The 18,379-nt window shown below is 53.1% G+C and carries 16 protein-coding genes and 1 pseudogene; 5 read left to right on the top strand and 12 right to left on the bottom strand.

What is annotated here, in order from left to right:
- Positions 1-28: 28 nt before the first annotated feature.
- Positions 29-1,039, top strand: a complete 1,011-nt coding sequence (locus ACOERD_RS13790) for a hypothetical protein (RefSeq protein WP_419739394.1) — start codon at positions 29-31, stop codon at positions 1,037-1,039.
- Between the two features lie 638 nt (positions 1,040-1,677).
- Here ACOERD_RS13790 and ACOERD_RS13785 read toward each other — a convergent pair.
- The gene (locus ACOERD_RS13785) at positions 1,678-3,420 is read right to left on the bottom strand and encodes an IS1634 family transposase (RefSeq protein ID WP_419737624.1); all 1,743 of its coding nucleotides are present in this window, start codon (positions 3,418-3,420) and stop codon (positions 1,678-1,680) included.
- Here ACOERD_RS13785 and ACOERD_RS13780 point away from each other — a divergent pair.
- A complete protein-coding gene (locus tag ACOERD_RS13780) occupies positions 3,413-3,712 on the top strand; it encodes a hypothetical protein (protein ID WP_419739424.1) in 300 nt (99 codons plus the stop codon). The genes ACOERD_RS13785 and ACOERD_RS13780 overlap by 8 nt on opposite strands.
- A gap of 66 nt (positions 3,713-3,778) precedes the next feature.
- Here the strand turns inward: ACOERD_RS13780 and ACOERD_RS13775 are convergent.
- From ACOERD_RS13775 to ACOERD_RS13765, 3 genes and pseudogenes are all read right to left on the bottom strand, one after another.
- Positions 3,779-3,913 (bottom strand): annotated as a pseudogene (locus tag ACOERD_RS13775) (SH3 domain-containing protein); the annotation flags it as partial.
- Positions 3,914-4,993: 1,080 nt separating this feature from the next.
- Positions 4,994-5,398, bottom strand: coding sequence for a GFA family protein (locus ACOERD_RS13770; RefSeq protein WP_419739419.1), 405 nt, complete (start codon positions 5,396-5,398; stop codon positions 4,994-4,996).
- 435 nt (positions 5,399-5,833) lie between these two features.
- The gene (locus ACOERD_RS13765) at positions 5,834-7,576 is read right to left on the bottom strand and encodes an IS1634 family transposase (RefSeq protein WP_419737624.1); all 1,743 of its coding nucleotides are present in this window, start codon (positions 7,574-7,576) and stop codon (positions 5,834-5,836) included.
- Here ACOERD_RS13765 and ACOERD_RS13760 point away from each other — a divergent pair.
- Positions 7,569-7,772, top strand: coding sequence for a hypothetical protein (locus ACOERD_RS13760; RefSeq protein ID WP_419739393.1), 204 nt, complete (start codon positions 7,569-7,571; stop codon positions 7,770-7,772). The two genes, ACOERD_RS13765 and ACOERD_RS13760, sit on opposite strands and share 8 nt — an antisense overlap.
- A 490-nt stretch (positions 7,773-8,262) precedes the next feature.
- Here the strand turns inward: ACOERD_RS13760 and ACOERD_RS13755 are convergent, their stop codons facing one another.
- Positions 8,263-9,150 (bottom strand): LysR family transcriptional regulator, encoded by an 888-nt coding sequence (locus ACOERD_RS13755; RefSeq protein WP_419739392.1) that lies wholly within the window; start codon positions 9,148-9,150, stop codon positions 8,263-8,265.
- Between the two features lie 144 nt (positions 9,151-9,294).
- Between ACOERD_RS13755 and ACOERD_RS13750 the strand changes: the two genes are divergently transcribed.
- On the top strand, positions 9,295-10,143 hold the full coding sequence (locus ACOERD_RS13750) for a TauD/TfdA dioxygenase family protein (protein ID WP_419739391.1): 849 nt from the start codon (positions 9,295-9,297) through the stop codon (positions 10,141-10,143).
- Positions 10,144-10,273: 130 nt separating this feature from the next.
- Here ACOERD_RS13750 and ACOERD_RS13745 read toward each other — a convergent pair whose 3' ends face one another.
- Together ACOERD_RS13745 and ACOERD_RS13740 are read right to left on the bottom strand one after the other, a co-directional pair.
- Positions 10,274-10,957 (bottom strand): SOS response-associated peptidase, encoded by a 684-nt coding sequence (locus tag ACOERD_RS13745; protein WP_419739390.1) that lies wholly within the window; start codon positions 10,955-10,957, stop codon positions 10,274-10,276.
- Positions 10,958-11,993: 1,036 nt separating this feature from the next.
- Entirely contained in the window at positions 11,994-12,515 is a 522-nt protein-coding gene (locus ACOERD_RS13740) for a hypothetical protein (RefSeq protein WP_419739389.1), read from the bottom strand.
- 105 nt (positions 12,516-12,620) lie between these two features.
- On the opposite strand from ACOERD_RS13740, the gene ACOERD_RS13735 reads away from it, so the two are divergent.
- Complete coding sequence (locus tag ACOERD_RS13735; protein ID WP_419739388.1) at positions 12,621-14,753, top strand: adenylate/guanylate cyclase domain-containing protein; 2,133 nt, start codon at positions 12,621-12,623, stop codon at positions 14,751-14,753.
- A gap of 138 nt (positions 14,754-14,891) precedes the next feature.
- Here the strand turns inward: ACOERD_RS13735 and ACOERD_RS13730 are convergent, their stop codons facing one another.
- From ACOERD_RS13730 to ACOERD_RS13710, 5 genes are all read right to left on the bottom strand, one after another.
- Positions 14,892-15,428, bottom strand: a complete 537-nt coding sequence (locus ACOERD_RS13730; RefSeq protein WP_419739387.1) for an EamA family transporter — start codon at positions 15,426-15,428, stop codon at positions 14,892-14,894.
- Between the two features lie 72 nt (positions 15,429-15,500).
- Entirely contained in the window at positions 15,501-17,207 is a 1,707-nt protein-coding gene (gene tnpC, locus ACOERD_RS13725) for an IS66 family transposase (RefSeq protein WP_419737621.1), read from the bottom strand.
- Between the two features lie 55 nt (positions 17,208-17,262).
- Positions 17,263-17,616: an IS66 family insertion sequence element accessory protein TnpB gene (tnpB, locus tag ACOERD_RS13720; protein ID WP_419737608.1), complete on the bottom strand. Its 354-nt coding sequence runs from the start codon at positions 17,614-17,616 to the stop codon at positions 17,263-17,265.
- Entirely contained in the window at positions 17,613-18,023 is a 411-nt protein-coding gene (gene tnpA, locus ACOERD_RS13715; protein WP_419737609.1) for an IS66-like element accessory protein TnpA, read from the bottom strand. Before tnpA ends, tnpB begins: the two co-directional genes overlap by 4 nt.
- Before the next feature lie 101 nt (positions 18,024-18,124).
- The gene (locus ACOERD_RS13710; RefSeq protein WP_419739418.1) at positions 18,125-18,298 is read right to left on the bottom strand and encodes an EamA family transporter; all 174 of its coding nucleotides are present in this window, start codon (positions 18,296-18,298) and stop codon (positions 18,125-18,127) included.
- Positions 18,299-18,379 lie beyond the last annotated feature (81 nt).

Here is an 18,379-nt window from a genome sequence, read left to right as displayed (position 1 = left end):
GTTCAAAGAATACGATAGGAAAATTCCAATGAACGAGCATTCTGGGCTGCCCCAGGAAGCAGCCGAAAATAGTATTTGTAATGTAGATAAGTGCCAAATCGCGGAATCTGAACGTATAAGGAAAGGCGAAAAAGATCCACTTTGTGACACTGTAGACCGTGTCTTGATTGGAACTGACCGATTCATAATCTACTCGGTTGTGCAGGAAGTGACCGACGGGTCTGACCCTGTTGCCGAAGATGCGGGTGAAACTTCCAAGAGCGGCGTCTTTGGTGGCGCAAAAGGGCGCCGCTTGGATCATATTTGGTTGCGAACGAAGTTTCCCGAGGACTACGAGTGCGCAAAAGAGCTCCGTGCAAACCTTAGTAGCGTTGCAGGCGAATTGGCCTATATTTGTGACTTAGTCGATAGCATATGTAGGTCTGGCAGTCTCGATACTGGAAGCTCAAATTCTCTCCGTAGAAGGGCGACTGAGATGATGGCTCGGGCTATGGAAATGGCCTACGAGGGCAACCAGAAAGTTGCAAAAGAGCTTCTCAATCACGTTCGCAACCACATTACAAAGCTTCGCGACAGTAAGAACCGGATGCGCTATGTACAGGGAAATTTGTTCGCACTTTTCGCGATATTGATACTTTGGGTTGCTCTGCGATTTTCAGGGCCGTTTTCAAATCTATTGGTGGCTGGCTCATCAGAATCGTTCAACGTCCACGCACTGGATATTCTAGCTTTGGGTGCAATTGGTGCGTTTTTTTCCGTCTCCGGGTCCGTAAGCAGCATACGGGTGGATCACTCCGTTTCCCTTTGGGAGATGGTCTATACGGGTTTCATCCGTATCCCTATCGGGGTAATAGCGGCAGGCGTCGCTATATTCCTGATTTCAGGTGATTGGCTGCTTGCATCTATAGAGCCCGCACTGAAACCATGGACGTACTTGCTGTTTGGTTTCATTGCCGGGTTTAGTGAGTTGTTCGTCCCCAATGCACTAAAGCAAGTTGAAGTGGCCTCGAGCGTGGCAACGCCTTCAAACGCGGGTTAGTCGAGAATCTACCTGTTCGCTCGTCGTTAGGCTTTGACAAGTTCGGCAGAACCAACCCAGAAACTGCTCGATATGTAACCCGAGTCACAGACTACCCCAACAGAATCGGCCAATCTACTTTCATTGATGAACTAGCTTATGTGTATTTGAGAACGCGAGTTTTCTCCTCCCTGTTGGACTGGGCGCGCTTTTGGAAAGTGCGCCCTTTTTTTGGCGTTCTACTCTAGACCGTCAATGATGATGGTGCCCATGATTGTTGCCGTGATGGTGGTGATACCCTTGACCGCCGTCGTGGTGGTGATGAGGGGCAGCTTGATGAGACGGAGGGGAGTAGTATGGGCCGAATTGACACTCAGGGTCTTGAGGGGCGTGGTAGCAATACGGACCTGGAGCCGGATGGTAGGGGTGGTAGTAGCGGTTCCAGTATGCGTACCAAGGGTAGGCTTGGTAGTGGTTTTCCCAATACGCCTGACTGAATTCTACAATCGCAATACCTAGTGCTGCAGCAAGCACCGGGTTCATGACTCCTGACTTCCGACATTTTTTCGTATAAGTCATTGATATTATTATGCCTTGGTTGCCAAAAGGCACTACACGGACTTTTTTCGCCAGCGATTGTTTCGGAGTGTTGAGGGAGCTCAGGCTTTGGTCTGGCCAGTTTTTCGGGTGCGCCCGGGGGGTATCTTGAAAGGGGCTTCGTTCCAGGTCAGGCCGACGCAGGTGAGGATGCGTCTGGCATCGACCGTGGCATGGCTTGGCATGCCGTAGCGGTCAGGGGTGCCTTTGTGGCGCAGGATCGAGAGCTGCAATGCGTTCAACTCGTTGCGGATACGAGCCGGGCTCATCGGGTGTCCGAGCAGGTCCAGATGCTTGCGCAGGTGCTGCAGGCAGCAGAAGGCCATGTAGCAGATGGCGATATGGGCCCGGACCCGACGCGGCGACCAGTGATAGATGGGCCGGATTTTCAGATCGTGCTTGTTGGTGCGGAAGCAGGCTTCGATCTCCCACAACTGGTGATAGCGGGCAATGACGTCCTGTGCCTCCAGTTCGTCCGCACCATGAACAACAATGGCATGCAGCCCGTCCCATTGTGCCGCTGCCTTGATCTTTGCATCATCCAGCGTGACGTCCCCGCTGTCGGGGAAGGCCAGGAAGCGGCCATATCCCCGGCTGCTGAAGCTGCCGGGTTTGCGAGAGCGCTTGAGCTTCTTGTGCAGCTTTTCGATTGCCTTGTCGCGCTTGTGGGCATCATTGCGTGCCCGGGTGGGTGACCAGGTCACAATGACCCGCGCTCCCTCCTGGTCGATCACCTTGTACCAGCCCTTCTCGGTTGCCTCTTCAGAACCGTGTCCAGCCCAAGGCTGGCGTCCCTCCGGGCTCAAAATGTTCGCCTTCACGGCGGCCGGGGCGGACTTCATGCGATAGCCGAGGATGTAGGGCAGACCCTTGTTCTGCAACATCTGCTGGTTGTCCTTGCTGAGCATGGCGGCATCGGCCACGAACGTGACCCTGGCCACGTCGAAGCGTCCCTCCAACGCCTTCAGCGCAGCTTCCAGCGTATGACCTTCCCAGGTGTTTCCCGGGAAGAGTTCATAGCCCACAGGCAGCCCATCGGAGGTGACGATCAGCGCCAGCATGACCTGAGCGCGGTGATGCTTGCCATCCTTGCTGAAGCCCTTGGCCAGAAGATGATCCTGCTCGACCCCGTCCGCATCCTCGGCCGGGTCCTCGCGCTCGGTGTCAAAGGCCAGGGTCGTGCAATCGTAGAACAGCACGGTCACTGGCCCGCCCAGCAACTTCTCTGCCGCCGCGTGAGAGGTTTTGCAAATCCCGTCTATCACCGGCGTATTGATGTAATCCATGCTCCGATAGACCACGTCCAGATTGAGCGTGATGCCTGCCTGGTTCTCCAACGCCTCCACGGTCGCGCGCTTGCTCTCGGGCTGTGCGATCCGCGCCATAACCAGCTCTTTCACAATGCGATTGGCACTTTTACGCGCCGCCCCCAGAAGGGCCCCCCAACCCAGTTGGTCATACATCGTCCCCATGACATCCCGCAGACCCAGAGAGACCCGCGCCTCCTCACGGCACTCGGCAAGATCAACGCCAAGCTTGTCCGGCCGCGGAGCGCGGCGCACCAGCGCCTGCAGATCGGCATATTCCGTGGGCGTGAACAGTTCCATTTGCGGCGAGCGATCAATGCGTAATTGCTCCATCAAGCGGCCCGCCAGACGCTTGATATCCTCAATCTCGCTGTCGTTATGGGCCACACCCACATGGCGCAGGATCTTCTGGCGTACCTTGGAGCCGGTGCGGACGGATTCAACGATCTGGATCCGTGTGCGGTTGAGCTTTGCGTCATGTTTGGTGCGGATGAACATGGGCGAAGAGGTTAGCCATCTGAAGGCCCATGTCAATACTTTTTATAATAATGGGGCACTACAACGCGCCTCTGAGCAACCACACCTGAAAACAAACCAAAAACCCAGTCAGATCAACAAAAAGGTCGGAAGTCAGGAATTGACACTCAGGGTCTTGAGGGGCGTGGTAGCAATACGGACCTGGAGCCGGATGGTAGGGGTGGTAGTAGCGGTTCCAGTATGCGTACCAAGGGTAGGCTTGGTAGTGGTTTTCCCAATACGCCTGACTGAATTCTACAATCGCAATACCTAGTGCTGCAGCAAGCACCGGGTTCATGACTTTTTTCGAGCCATCACTGTCAGTTAGAATGTAGTTTGACGATATCCAGCCGCGAGCGCCATTCCACCCGGTATCGCACCAGCTATAGCCTGTCTGGCAACCGTATATTTCGATTGTCGAGTCTTGCGGCAATGTGGCGACGACTGGATAGTTCGTGCTTGGACCGGCTCGCATGTGAACAGAAGTGGTCGTAAAACCTTGTGTTTGGGCTAGGGCTGAATTTGCTATCAAAGGTACAAAACATGCCACTGACAAGCAGAGAAATAAGTATCGCATAGGTTTTCCCAACTGCAAAATGAACTTGCGAAACTACATCGCTTCATCTGATTTCAGTCAAGTTAATCCCCGAACTTCAGACAGAATTTGCCCTACCAGTCGATGTTAACTCCGACCGCATCAGGTTTTCATCAATTGCCCAAAACTGCCGGTGATTTTCTTAGGCAAGTTCAATCATAGCGCCACCTTGTTTCTTGCCCTCCGCTTTAGATAGTCGGGCAGTTCATCACCGCACCAATAAAAAACCCATGTACCGCCCGATTTGCTACGATGGTGGCGTGTCAAACCAAAGACCGAGGTCGTACCTTCCAAGACAACGGGGAGCATCAAATTGAAGCTCTCTGCTATTGCCGTCACACCGTCCTGAAAAGGGTGCAACGAAGGTTTAGCGCCAAGGCGCGTTCGAACTGAGTTTACCACTCATTTACCAACCTTTGAGCAGGCTCACTTGGAAAGCGGTAAGAACGGGCGCACTGATGAAAAGCCAATTACTCGACCACCTCAAACAGGTCATTGCTGGGGACAAGAAGAGGTTTGGCAAGCTAGTCAAATACGATGAGCGAGGAGGTTTTTCAGAAGATGCATTGCAAGGTCTGAAGGACCTTGAAGCACGCACACCTCCACATAACGCTGTCTTGGAACCAGCCTACGCACCCGCATATGTTAACCGAGACCGACTATCGCCCAAAAATGCTGCAGGTGGCGGTTTGGTCAAAGGATATGACGGGGCCAAGAGACCACACTATTGGAGGCATCGCGCACGGCTGAAAACTCGCTTCCTCAAGGGCGGTCACTAGCTAATGCCCGCGTACGAGCTGCTAGAATTACTCTTGTTCAATGCGATCCAACGGATTGACGTGAAACCACTCGCAAAGCGCCTCCTGGCTGAGTTTGATGATTTGAACGGCGTCATTGCTGCGTCCAAGCATCGTATTTGCGAACAAACCTGCCATATGGAAAACTAGTTGGCTTCCCAATCTACTGATATCCGTCCGGGTCGTTAGGGGTGTTTAACAATGTGCCTTCAAAGGCGTCGAGATCATCAGTCATTTGAAGCCAAGGCAACTTGCTTTGCTTGTTAACATGAAAAGTCGGCTCGAAATATTCCGGGTTTTCGAGTGACGCGGCGTAGAGGTGCATACCACCCGGATAATGATCGGCTTCGAACCCAATTGGTGACCCGCAAGTTCCACAGAAGTGCCTACAAACGCCTTTAGAGCTTTCATAAGTGCGTGGTTTATCACCAGTCCATTCAAAGTTTTCTATCGACACACCGAACCAAGCAACCACCGGCGCGGCGCAATTCCGACGGCAGTCGTCGCAGTGGCAATAGCATGCCCATGTTTGTTCACCCTGATAGGCCCAGCTAGTTTTTTTACACAGACATTACCCGCGCGTAACCATTCGTTTTTCTCCTAACCTCCCGAAGCATAAGAATCTGGTGTTCTTTTGGTGGATACTTTTGGACGTTTCATCAGCAGAAAACGTCGAAGTTCATGGTCAATTCGGGCTCGAAAAAGACGTCCGACAGCGATGGTTGGATAGCTTGGCGCTAAGTTAACCGGGAACCCCTCAAGCGGTGTCTGAAACCTCGCGAGGCCGAGTTGGGGAAAGTCTAGCGCACGCGAGGCCCCACTTAGACAGCGTTTAAAGCCGGGCAGACTAAGCTGGCTCAACGTCACTCACTACCGACGAACCAGCAACATCCTGACTTCCGACATTTTTTCGTATAAGTCATTGATATTATTATGCCTTGGTTGCCAAAAGGCACTACACGGACTTTTTTCGCCAGCGATTGTTTCGGAGTGTTGAGGGAGCTCAGGCTTTGGTCTGGCCAGTTTTTCGGGTGCGCCCGGGGGGTATCTTGAAAGGGGCTTCGTTCCAGGTCAGGCCGACGCAGGTGAGGATGCGTCTGGCATCGACCGTGGCATGGCTTGGCATGCCGTAGCGGTCAGGGGTGCCTTTGTGGCGCAGGATCGAGAGCTGCAATGCGTTCAACTCGTTGCGGATACGAGCCGGGCTCATCGGGTGTCCGAGCAGGTCCAGATGCTTGCGCAGGTGCTGCAGGCAGCAGAAGGCCATGTAGCAGATGGCGATATGGGCCCGGACCCGACGCGGCGACCAGTGATAGATGGGCCGGATTTTCAGATCGTGCTTGTTGGTGCGGAAGCAGGCTTCGATCTCCCACAACTGGTGATAGCGGGCAATGACGTCCTGTGCCTCCAGTTCGTCCGCACCATGAACAACAATGGCATGCAGCCCGTCCCATTGTGCCGCTGCCTTGATCTTTGCATCATCCAGCGTGACGTCCCCGCTGTCGGGGAAGGCCAGGAAGCGGCCATATCCCCGGCTGCTGAAGCTGCCGGGTTTGCGAGAGCGCTTGAGCTTCTTGTGCAGCTTTTCGATTGCCTTGTCGCGCTTGTGGGCATCATTGCGTGCCCGGGTGGGTGACCAGGTCACAATGACCCGCGCTCCCTCCTGGTCGATCACCTTGTACCAGCCCTTCTCGGTTGCCTCTTCAGAACCGTGTCCAGCCCAAGGCTGGCGTCCCTCCGGGCTCAAAATGTTCGCCTTCACGGCGGCCGGGGCGGACTTCATGCGATAGCCGAGGATGTAGGGCAGACCCTTGTTCTGCAACATCTGCTGGTTGTCCTTGCTGAGCATGGCGGCATCGGCCACGAACGTGACCCTGGCCACGTCGAAGCGTCCCTCCAACGCCTTCAGCGCAGCTTCCAGCGTATGACCTTCCCAGGTGTTTCCCGGGAAGAGTTCATAGCCCACAGGCAGCCCATCGGAGGTGACGATCAGCGCCAGCATGACCTGAGCGCGGTGATGCTTGCCATCCTTGCTGAAGCCCTTGGCCAGAAGATGATCCTGCTCGACCCCGTCCGCATCCTCGGCCGGGTCCTCGCGCTCGGTGTCAAAGGCCAGGGTCGTGCAATCGTAGAACAGCACGGTCACTGGCCCGCCCAGCAACTTCTCTGCCGCCGCGTGAGAGGTTTTGCAAATCCCGTCTATCACCGGCGTATTGATGTAATCCATGCTCCGATAGACCACGTCCAGATTGAGCGTGATGCCTGCCTGGTTCTCCAACGCCTCCACGGTCGCGCGCTTGCTCTCGGGCTGTGCGATCCGCGCCATAACCAGCTCTTTCACAATGCGATTGGCACTTTTACGCGCCGCCCCCAGAAGGGCCCCCCAACCCAGTTGGTCATACATCGTCCCCATGACATCCCGCAGACCCAGAGAGACCCGCGCCTCCTCACGGCACTCGGCAAGATCAACGCCAAGCTTGTCCGGCCGCGGAGCGCGGCGCACCAGCGCCTGCAGATCGGCATATTCCGTGGGCGTGAACAGTTCCATTTGCGGCGAGCGATCAATGCGTAATTGCTCCATCAAGCGGCCCGCCAGACGCTTGATATCCTCAATCTCGCTGTCGTTATGGGCCACACCCACATGGCGCAGGATCTTCTGGCGTACCTTGGAGCCGGTGCGGACGGATTCAACGATCTGGATCCGTGTGCGGTTGAGCTTTGCGTCATGTTTGGTGCGGATGAACATGGGCGAAGAGGTTAGCCATCTGAAGGCCCATGTCAATACTTTTTATAATAATGGGGCACTACAACGCGCCTCTGAGCAACCACACCTGAAAACAAACCAAAAACCCAGTCAGATCAACAAAAAGGTCGGAAGTCAGGAATTCGGGCTCGAAAAAGACGTCCGACAGCGATGGTTGGATAGCTTGGCGCTAAGTTAACCGGGAACCCCTCAAGCGGTGTCTGAAACCTCGCGAGGCCGAGTTGGGGAAAGTCTAGCGCACGCGAGGCCCCACTTAGACAGCGTTTAAAGCCGGGCAGACTAAGCTGGCTCAACGTCACTCACTACCGACGAACCAGCAACATGAGTACCTTACTCTTGGACCGCATGTGACTGTAAAGTTAAAATGTTAGACGACAAAGGCAGTCTGCTTTTTGCAAGGGTAACCAGTGAGCTAGAATGCAAATTAAGAGCGTCAATGCTGTTCTTCCGGCCGTACGTTGCCTCTACATCTCTGAATTTAACGTGCGGCTAGTGTCAGAGATACTTTGGAGAACAGCACAACGACATCGGATGAGTGCTCTCTATAGGCTCGAAGCTGTTTTTCTCCAAATTGCATGCTAGTGACCGGCCCAAGCCCAATTTTGACTTCCAGTTTTCTTAGTTCAAGTGATCGACAACATCTTGTGGATACCAAATGGAGTGCCAACTCACGAATAAACCCGTTGGCTATCTGCTGCTTCCAATAGCGCCGCCGTAACTGCGTCGATCATTTTAGTGTGTGGCGACGCGGTCATACTTGCCAAGCCAACAATGCGCTTAGGTCCGCTCTGTTCAAGGGGCATCCTTTTAAGACGCAAGTGGTCATATGCAGCTAAGCGGCTGTCAGGGATGATTGATACTCCAAGTTCAGCGGCCACCATACTTGAGATTGCTTCGAGGCTCTCTAGTTCCATGGCGTCTTTGACTTCAATGCCCTTTCTTTGCAGCCAAGTCTCGATTTGCCTTCCTACAACCGCATCACGCGTAAAACGAATAAACGGTGACTCACCAAGCAGTTCTTTCGGAGGTAGATCTGGGGTGTTTTCCGAGACAAGCAGCACTAATTTTTCGGATACGATTTCAGAGAATTCCAACGTGTTTGGCAGAACATCTGGTCGGGAAATGATCGCCGCTTGAATCTGCCCGCGGTCTAACTGTAGCAAAAGCTGATTAGTCAAACCTGGAACAATCCGTACATGGATATCCGGATGCACGGATTTTAGTCTCGCTAGCGCAATCGGCACTAGTCCAGTCAGGGTCGTTGGAACGGCACCCAAAGTTATTTCACCAGAGAGTTCGTTGTTCGACTTCACCCTTTCCGCCAAACTATCATATGCGGCCACCACCGCAGCAGCCTCTCCGACGAACGTTAGCCCGGTATGAGTAAGTTTGGGCGATTTGGCTGATCGGTCAAATAATTCGAGCCCCAACGTGACCTCCAGATTCCGCATCTGGTGACTGACCGCAGACGGAGTTAGATGCTCCGCCTCTGACGCGGCACGGAAGCTACCTTGTCGATGAACTGCTATTAGAGTTCGCAGTGACCGAATGCTCATTCCGGTAACCTCGCTACCGCCTAATCCGTGATCAATATGTGAAAGATTTTCACCAATTGGTCAAATAAATTTCGTTTTTGTTCATTTTTGTTGGAGTGTAACTTTCGCATAGCATGCCCAAAGAAATCAAACCCAGAGGTGCTTATGGTTGCTCCCAAATCCAACGCCTATACTTCCATCGTTGCCAAACCCTTCGCTCCAAACCTTGGCGCCGAGATCTACGGAGTCGATTTGAGCCAGCCTGTGCCTGACGATCAGTTTGCTGAGATCTGCGACGCCTTTCACACCTACCAGGTGCTGTTCTTCAAAGAGCAGAAGGAAATACCGCCTACGCAGCACATCGAATTTGGGAAACGTTTTGGACCGCTTCATGCGCACCCTGCGGCCCCGACAATGGAAGGATATCCAGAGATATTCGAAATCCATGCAACGAAGAATTCCAAAGTAGCCAACGGTGAGTTCTGGCACTCTGACGTCTCTTGCGACGAGACGCCGCCCCTTGGAACTATGCTACAAATCCATATCGCCCCTCCCTGCGGCGGGGACACCATGTTCAGTGATATGTATGCGGCCTACGACGATCTTTCTGAGCCGATAAAAAATATGATCAACGGATTATCTGCGCTTCATAGTTCAGAGCATATCTACAAAGGCCGCTACAGCGACCGGGGACAAAAAGACAGCGATATTGACTGTCCCGAAGCAGTGCATCCGATCGTTAGGACTCATCCGGAAACGGGCCGTAAATCGCTGTTTGTGAACCGGACATTTACAACAAAGATTTTGGGCATGTCGGACAAGGAAAGCGATGCAATCCTCAACATGCTTTTCGAGCATGCAGAGCAAATCAACTATCAAATCCGGTTCAGGTGGTCGCTCAACGACATGGCCTTTTGGGACAACCGGTGCTGTATGCATCGTGCTATCTGGGACTATTGGCCCGCAGAGCGTAAAGGTCGACGTGTGACCGTGAAAGGCGATAGACCAGTTTAGTATCGACCGAACGGAATTGCTCTAGCCGAGTTCGTTATACGGGAAACACGTTAGCGACCAAAGGTTAGTTGAACTTCCACTTCGGGCTCTTAGCAGACATCTACGCCAGTTTGCCCACCCGATACGATTTTCACGGCAATCTTCCTGCTGGGTCCGACTTCTCACCTTCGCCAGACCGAACAATTTGCATTTCGTTCGAATTTAAGGGCTCCAGCGGTTCGAATGCGTCATCCGCGTTGCCATCCATCCATTGCTCATTGTCCTCCGGCTGGAGGATTACGGGCATTCTCTGCGGGAGTATGGGCTTTACCAGTTCATTGGCCGTCGTGGTGATGACGGTGTAGGTTTCAACCTCCTCGGGCCCTTCCTTGCCCTGGTACCGCGAGATTTGCCACATACCCGCAAATGCAAATGGCGGGCGGGCCTCATCGCCCTTCAGGGCGAACCAGTGATAAGTGGCTGGGTTTCTTCCTTGAGCCTCACAGAACGAATTCGCCGGAACGAGGCAACGCCGCTCCTCAAAGCTCTGTTTCCACAAGCCGTTTGAGCGCACCTTGTCATCACGTGCGTTATTCCAGGCACCCGGTTGGACAATAGCACGGGTTTTCTTTGACTTCTTTGTCGTACGAAATCCCCAAATCAGCGAGACCGGCTCACGCTTACCTTCGTCGCCTTTCCTGACCACAGGGGCTAAGTGCTTTGGGTAGATGGCTGGCAATGGTTCTGCATTCCCAAGCCTGTCACGTTCAACGGTCACGTCAAACAGTTGGCGCATTGCTGTGGCTGGGATGGTGTTGGAGTAGAGGTTGCACATGGCCCCAAAGGCTACGCACAAGACCAGAGTTGGACAAGGTCGTGCGTTTTGGCGTCTTCGATCGCCCTGCGAGTGGATCGCAGCAAAATACGAATTTCCACTAAAGCTGTCTTTATCTTGAAATCTTAAGGGTCTTGGTGATGTGAGGGGCCGGTCGAGGGGGTAAGGACCAGCCCCTTTTTCTCACCCGTGAGTGAGTGGAGGTGTGTGTAGTCTGGCCTACTGTGACACCAAAGCTGTTTGGTTGAAATTGGGGAAACCCCGTATCGCCCAGTTTTACGGCGAAACGATTTGTTTCTGGGTCCGAAACGGAAAGTTCCACAATGAATCGTGGACACAATTTCGCCACAATGCGATCCTTTGACCGTGGGTGACATGCTTGTATTTAAGAACGTTCTGGTTTTCCGACTGGATTTGAGGGGGTTAATTGGTTCGGCGTGTCACCCAACGAAGCCCTCAAGCAACCACGATAGCATTGACGTGCCTTCCGTAACGTAAGCAAACTTCCCACGCCTCTTTCACCAAACTGTCATAATTCAAACATTCAGATTCGATAGCGGGTAAGTGCGGCGCGTCTTGAATGGGGTTTGCGATTGTAAATGAGGGGGTACGAGTTCGGCGCGTCGTACCTTCCGCCAATATAGCTACTTTCAGTCAACGCCGAGTCTCTGATACTGGTGCGTAGGCTCAACGACAACTGAATGAGCGCCCTATGGTTTTTAGAAACTCCGAACTGAACAATTTTGACCGATCCGGGCAGGCGTAAGATGCTACGCCAACAAACGCGAGACCCCATGTGCGGCCCGCTGGTGTTGCTGTCCTGATACTTGGCAACGCCGAGAAAAAGCCCGAACCCTCGGGCGTCGAAAATGCTACCCATATATGCAGGTCCCCCAAATTTTTTGGAAAGGGTCGCATTGGCTAAAAGATGATATGCAGCGTCGTCAAATCGAGGGGTTTTACGTGCGCGGGCGCATGGCCCGTAGGCACAAACCCAAGCCTCTAAACCTGACAGCAGCTACGTGATGGTCAGAGACTACTCGTCGTCATCAAGAATTGCCTCAATCACCTTCTCTTGAGCCAATCTCTCTGGAAGGCGGACTCTGATGTCTTTTAGCCGCTGTGGTGGATTGACGCTTATGCTGACAGTTCCGCTGTGGGTATGTGTAGTGCTGACACCATCTGCTCGTCCGAAGGCTCGGTCCTGAGCTAAAGCCAACAAGGCGAATTGTTCCGTGCCAGAGAGTTTTCTCGATACAAATTCGCCGTTCCCATCAATGCGATTGAAGAGTTCATCCATCGACAATGGATCGTTCAACCGTTTAACAGCGGTTTCGCCTTTCGACTGAGGCAACTTTCTCATCTCGGGGTTCAGCTCGGGTCGGCCACCCGGATTTCCGGAATGACTAGGCTTGAAGAGCGGTGTTGGCAAAATGTCCCGCTTTGTTCTCAGAAAGTGAATGCACCAAGCAATAACTGTCTGTTTTTTAAATAATTCGGTTTGAGTGGCGTCCGGTTTGGGCGAGCCAAAAACGCCGAAGAAGCCAGGAAAGAACAATAGTGCCAGTACTTTGTGTCTTCAGACAGCAAAGTGCTCAAGATACTCATTTGTGAGGCAACGAGCGACTGGACTTCTATTGTTACATTTTGACTAATTAAGGGTATGAAAGTACGTCTCCATATCGGTGTTGCGACGTTATTCACGTTACTCACGTTAGCCGTAACAACAATGCTTGTTGCCATTCTTTATTTTGGCAACAAAGAGCTCGCCATTCGTACTGCGAAAGAGCGGATGGCCGAGGCCAGAAGTCAGTCAGTCGATGAGATGCTAACCGTGATACGCGGAGCGGGAAGTGTCGTATCTTCTGCATCCGTCTTTCTTTCCAAATTTACGGACTATGCTGGCTCAAGTGCGGGCTTGGACGTGCTCTATTCGCAGATGCAAGGCGATGAGCACTACTATGGCTTGTATTTTGGCGAGGAAGAATCCGGAGATTTTTTTCAGAATATTAACCTCCCAAAACACTGGAAAACATTTGGAACGAGCGCTTTGCCTGTGCCGGAAGGAGTAGATCGCGCTCAACGGATAATTTCCGAACAATTTGGCGAGCGCGTCGAGACTTACTTTTGGTCGGATGGCCGTTCGTTGGCCACGCCATTTCTTAGTGGAACCACTGCCTACGATCCTCGAACACGCCCTTGGTATCGCGGGGCGTTGGAGCAAAGCGGCGTTTACGTATCGCCGCTTTATCAATTCGAGAGCACAGGGCGTTTGGGTGCAACGTTCTCAAAAACCGTGGTTGACGACGAAGGTAAATTGCTTGGCGTCGTTGCGCTCGACATAACAATATCGGCACTTTCGCAAATCCTGGATGATATCAGGATTGGCGATCATGGTTTGGTTTTCATGCTAGATCGCGAAGGTCGCCTACTTTCCTACACCAGCACGCGGTCCGAAGGTGGAGAGCCGCGCTTCGTGAGTACCAATACGAACGAGTTAGTTGAAGGTCGTAGCCAAATTATTGACGGTGTCATTGATAAATGGCGAACCAGTCAGCAGGATTTTTTCCGCATAGCTCCAGCATCCGATGAAAGAAACTATGTCGCATCTGTGATGCCAATCCCTGAAGTCTTCGGTGCCCAACCCACGCTGGGGCTCATAGTTCCGGAAGATGAGTTTATAGGAGAAATTAAAAGAAACACGACTCGTGCCATGCAAATCGGCGTACTTGCTTTGGTTCTGGCTGTCTCATTTACCTTTGTTGTCGCCCGTCTGTTGAGCAAAAATCTTGTGCGCGTGGCAACGGAAGCGAGAAAAGTCAGTAACTTTGAATTGAGTGAAAACTTGAACCTGAAATCAAATATTCAGGAAGTCGCCGAACTCGGGGCTGCCGTTGCGAGTATGAAAGCTGGATTGTCGAGTTTCGGTGCGTTCGTACCGAAGGAGCTGGTTCGCTCTATCCTTTCAAAAGCAGAGAAAATTAGCGTTGGCGGAGAGTCGCGCGACGTGACACTTATGTTCGCTGACCTCAAAGGCTTTACGCGCCAAACCGAGGGGCTTGAACCCAAAGTTCTGATGCCTGCTTTGTCCAAGTATTTCGAAGCGATGGAAAAAGAGATATCCAGTAATCAGGGTACCGTGGATAAGTATATTGGCGATGCCATTATGGCTCTGTGGAATGCTCCGATCGATGATATCGATCACCCTGTTCATGCTTGCCGAGCAGCTTTGGCTTGTTTGCAGGCTGAGGCGAAACTCAATTCTGGTGACGAAGCGTTACCATTACGTCCGTTGCACACACGTTTCGGCCTACACACTGGTCGCGTAGTGGTAGGTAACGTCGGGTCTCTCTCAAGATTGCAATACACTGCGCTCGGCGCTGCCGTTAACTTTGCTTCCAGACTGGAAGGGTTGAATAAAGTTTACGGCACAAGAATTCTCGTATCGTCAGATGTGACCGTTCATGTCGAGAGCAAGTTTGTGCTGCGCGAAATTGACTTTGTCGTGCCCGCCGGGACTAGTTTTCCTAGTCGCATCTTTGAACTGGTAGCGGAAAAAGATGATGAGAGTGGTATTTTGGTGAGCGCAGCCAAAAAACGCGAACTCGAAGAATGGCGTGCATGCTATGACCTGTATCAATCTGGAAAATGGACTGAAGCATTAGATGCCTTAAAGAGGCATCGAGAAATCGCAGCTAACAAGCTTCTTGTAGATGTCTTTATCGAACGCTGCAGCAGTTTTGCGTTTGAAGCTCCGGCCGATTGGGATGGCGTTTACCGTTTCGAGAAGAAATAAATGACAAGCATCGCAAACTCTCGCCCCGATGGACCAGAGACCAGTCATTCACTCACAACCAAACCGGACCAGTCAAATCGGGCCAACCGAAAATGGGCATTGTATTAATGCCGGCGTATGTCGCCTTCGAACCCAATCCTACCGCCTCGGCGATTTTGCGAGCACGGTAGATACGGTGCGCGTCTTTCTACTTCTTGTGATCGCGATTGCGCCCAGCACTAAGGCACATGCAAAAGCTTGAGGAAAAGAGATGGCTTCGCCAAAAGCAAGATATCCCACGGCAAACATTGTGGGCAATTCGATGCTTCCGACGACCGCAGTTTGGGAAGCCCCAATAACAGGTGAGCATATCGTGTAAATTAGCTGGGGCACGAAAGCAGTAACCAGACCAATACCAACAATGAAAAGCCAATCGGACTGCTCCCTTGGGAGAAGCTCTCCAACCTCAGCACCAAGTATAAGCGGCGCGAGGCCCAGTACAGACCCCAGAGAAACTGACGCGATACGTGCCAACGGCGCAATCCGTGACAACCTGTGTACCAGGACGCAGATTCCGAAGCCAAACCCAAATGGAGCGGCAAGGGATAGCAGCAGCGTTGGTAGGTGTTCCGCAGCTACTGACGCAGGCGAGCCAGCAATGACAGCTGCCACCACAATCAGACCAGCAGCCAACATGGCGCGTCGCGTGGGTGCATCGCCAAATACAGCCCAAGCAATGTAAGCGTAACGAGGCACACACATGGCATTTCAGCTTGACTTTTGAAAGTTCCATGGCAGGAGCTCGTCGATACGGCTTTGGGGGTGACCGGCTGCTATTTTTTGGAGCGTTGAGGTCAGATATGCATTGGGTTCCACGCCGTTCAACTTCGCGGTCTGTATCAGAGATGCGATACGGCCCCAACTGGCGCCGCCTTCATCATGACCCGCAAACAGTGCGTTTTTCCGCCCAAGGGCAATTGGTCTTTGGAGATTTTCGACGTTGTTGGAGTCGATCTCAACCCGGCCGTCACTGAGAAAGACCTGCAAGCCGTCCCAATGTTTGTGAATGTAGTTGAGCTTTTCACCAAGTCTGGATTTTTTAGAGACCTGCAGGCGCTGCTCCTGAAGCCAGGTGCCGAACTCGGCAACCAAGGGCGCGGTTTGTGTCTGGCGCGCAGACAGGCGCTGTTCGGGTGGAAGGCCCCGAATTTCAGTTTCAATTGCGTAAAATTCGGCAATCCGACGCAAGCCCTCTGCTGCGATCCCGGACTTGTCGCGGTCAAAGACCTCCTTCAGTTTGCGGCGAGCGTGGCTCCAACAATAGGCGGCTCGGATCGGAGAGCCCCCTTTCCGCGTTGGCCGCATCAACCGATTATACCCCTGATACCCATCCAACTGCAGAACACCGTTGAACCCCTTGAGAAACTTCTCTGCGTTTTCGCCAGCCCGACCGGGTGCATAGAAATAAACAACCCCTGGTGGTGCATCGCCCCTCCAGGATCGGTCGTCACGTGCCAACGTCCAGAAATAACCGGTTTTCGTTTTACCCTCTCCCGGATCGAGGACTGGGACCGTGGTTTCATCCATGAACAGTTTGGTCGAAGACTTCAGGTGTTCCGCCAGCCGCTCAACAACCGGCTTGAGGTGGAACGCGGCCTTTCCGACCCAGCCCGCGAGCGTGGCGCGATGAATGTCGATGCCAGAGCGCACAAGTATCTGCGATTGACGGTACAGAGGAAGGTGGTCTGCATACTTGCTGACCAACACGTGCGCGATGGCCGCTTCGGTCGGAAGTCCGCCCTCGATCAGCCACGATGGTCCCGGTGCTTGTTTCACGCCTCCAGCACATGACCGGCAGGCATATTTCGGACGGACCGTTACGATCACACGCAACTGCGCGGGCACGATGTCCAGCCGTTCACTGCGATCTTCACCAATCTTATGCATCGCGCCGCATCCGCACGGACATTCAACACTGTCAGGTTCGATCACCTGTTCGATCCGCGGCAGATCTTCAGGCAGATTGCCGATATTGCGCTCAGGCGCTTTCCTGGGCTTTGCCTTTTTCTCTTTGTCACAGGATTGAGTGGCTGCCTCGCTTGAGGCCTCCGCCTCGCTGAGCGCAACTTCAAGATCTTCGGCCCCGAGATTACGCTCGTCCTGAGTTAGTTTTTCCGATTTCTTGCCGTAAAGCGCCCGCTTCAATTCCGCAATCAGGCTTTCATAACGAAGGATCAAAGCGTTTTGCTCTGCAATCTGTTGGTCTTGACCCGTTATCTGCCGATCTTGATCCGATATTTGCTGGGCCTGATCTGCAATGTGCGCCCCCTGATCTGATATGCAGGCGCTCTGCTTGGTTGTCAGTTCCTCCAACTCGGCAACCCGACGTGCATTGTCCTCGACAAAGGCCTGAACAGCCTCTTTATGTTCGGCGGGCAGAGCATCAAGATTGAAACCATTGGAGTCGGCAGTCATACCTGCGAGCATACACAGCCCGAACTTCTAAATCCTGCCCAATCAACCGCCTGATTCACTCTGCCGCAGTTGGCCGCCGCGTCTCGACAGGTTTGACCTTCCGCCAGTCCAGACCAGAAAAAAGCGCCTCAAACTGTGCTCTGTTCAGCGTCATCACCCCATCGCGAATAGCAGGCCAGACGAAGTCTGTATCTTCCAGACGCTTATAAGCCATAACCAGACCTGACCCATCCCAAAAAACCAGCTTCAGCCGATCCGTTCGCTTCGCGCGAAATACGAACACCGTCCCGCTGAACGGGTCTTCCCGCAGAACCGACTGCACCAGAGCACATAAGCCATCATGACCCTTGCGAAAATCCACCGGCTGTGTGCTGACCAGAATGCGCAACTTCTGTGCAGGGAAAATCATTCAACAACCCCAACCGCTCGGGCAATCTCGGCAATTCGCTGTGCCGATGTATCGGTGCCCAAATTGATCGACACCCCGCGGAAAACGATCTCGACCTTTTCCGCTGGTGACGATGGCGGGCGAACCTGCGGCTGAACACTTGCCTCATCACCGTCACAAAGAACCACGGGCGCAAACTCAACATGTTCATCAGGCTCCGGAGCTGGAAGCACCAGTTTCCCATCTTTTGCCAGACAACGCCATTCCGACAATCGGTTCGCATTGACCCCGAATTTACCAGCCACAGCTTTTACCGTCGCCCCCGGCTTCAAAGTCTCGGCAACAATGTATGCCTTCGCATCATGCGACCATCGGCGACGGCCATCAACTTGATACTCAACGCCCAACGAGCGGAGGAACTCCGTCATCGACTCCATGGAGAAAATCCTTATCCCTGTTACGATAAGGAAAATCTGACAGCGCAGGGGCTAGCGCGCGAGGCAAAAAATGGGTGAGCACCTCGTTACGCTTACCAAGCAATAACTAAGGTGAACACCGGATAGGTCATGTAAAGCACACCCACTGTCGATGCGGGCAACTTCTCCAGCGCCGCTACATACCCGATCCAACCAAGCCCCATTAGGGCTCCGGCGGAAAGACCCCAAGTGATCTCTTGCCAGTCTTTTCGGTGCACGATGAGAATGGGAAGCAGAATGTAGAAAAGCGTGCAATTTTGACCCCCTAAGCGGGGAAATCGGCGTCCAAATTTGACCCCTCCCTATGG

This window comes from Ruegeria sp. (genome assembly GCF_965199275.1).
Taxonomy (GTDB): domain Bacteria; phylum Pseudomonadota; class Alphaproteobacteria; order Rhodobacterales; family Rhodobacteraceae; genus Ruegeria.
This window is presented reverse-complemented; position numbering and strand designations above follow the sequence as displayed.

Coding starts and splice junctions, on each gene's coding strand:
- ACOERD_RS13755 (WP_419739392.1), bottom strand. CDS start 9,150: ATGAGCATTCGGTCACTGCGAACTCTAATAGCAGTTCATCGACAAGGT.
- ACOERD_RS13730 (WP_419739387.1), bottom strand. CDS start 15,428: ATGTTGGCTGCTGGTCTGATTGTGGTGGCAGCTGTCATTGCTGGCTCG.
- ACOERD_RS13765 (WP_419737624.1), bottom strand. CDS start 7,576: ATGTTCATCCGCACCAAACATGACGCAAAGCTCAACCGCACACGGATC.
- tnpB (WP_419737608.1), bottom strand. CDS start 17,616: ATGATTTTCCCTGCACAGAAGTTGCGCATTCTGGTCAGCACACAGCCG.
- ACOERD_RS13785 (WP_419737624.1), bottom strand. CDS start 3,420: ATGTTCATCCGCACCAAACATGACGCAAAGCTCAACCGCACACGGATC.
- ACOERD_RS13750 (WP_419739391.1), top strand. CDS start 9,295: ATGGTTGCTCCCAAATCCAACGCCTATACTTCCATCGTTGCCAAACCC.
- ACOERD_RS13745 (WP_419739390.1), bottom strand. CDS start 10,957: ATGTGCAACCTCTACTCCAACACCATCCCAGCCACAGCAATGCGCCAA.
- tnpC (WP_419737621.1), bottom strand. CDS start 17,207: ATGACTGCCGACTCCAATGGTTTCAATCTTGATGCTCTGCCCGCCGAA.
- tnpA (WP_419737609.1), bottom strand. CDS start 18,023: ATGACGGAGTTCCTCCGCTCGTTGGGCGTTGAGTATCAAGTTGATGGC.
- ACOERD_RS13780 (WP_419739424.1), top strand. CDS start 3,413: ATGAACATGGGCGAAGAGGTTAGCCATCTGAAGGCCCATGTCAATACT.
- ACOERD_RS13735 (WP_419739388.1), top strand. CDS start 12,621: ATGAAAGTACGTCTCCATATCGGTGTTGCGACGTTATTCACGTTACTC.
- ACOERD_RS13760 (WP_419739393.1), top strand. CDS start 7,569: ATGAACATGGGCGAAGAGGTTAGCCATCTGAAGGCCCATGTCAATACT.
- ACOERD_RS13790 (WP_419739394.1), top strand. CDS start 29: ATGAACGAGCATTCTGGGCTGCCCCAGGAAGCAGCCGAAAATAGTATT.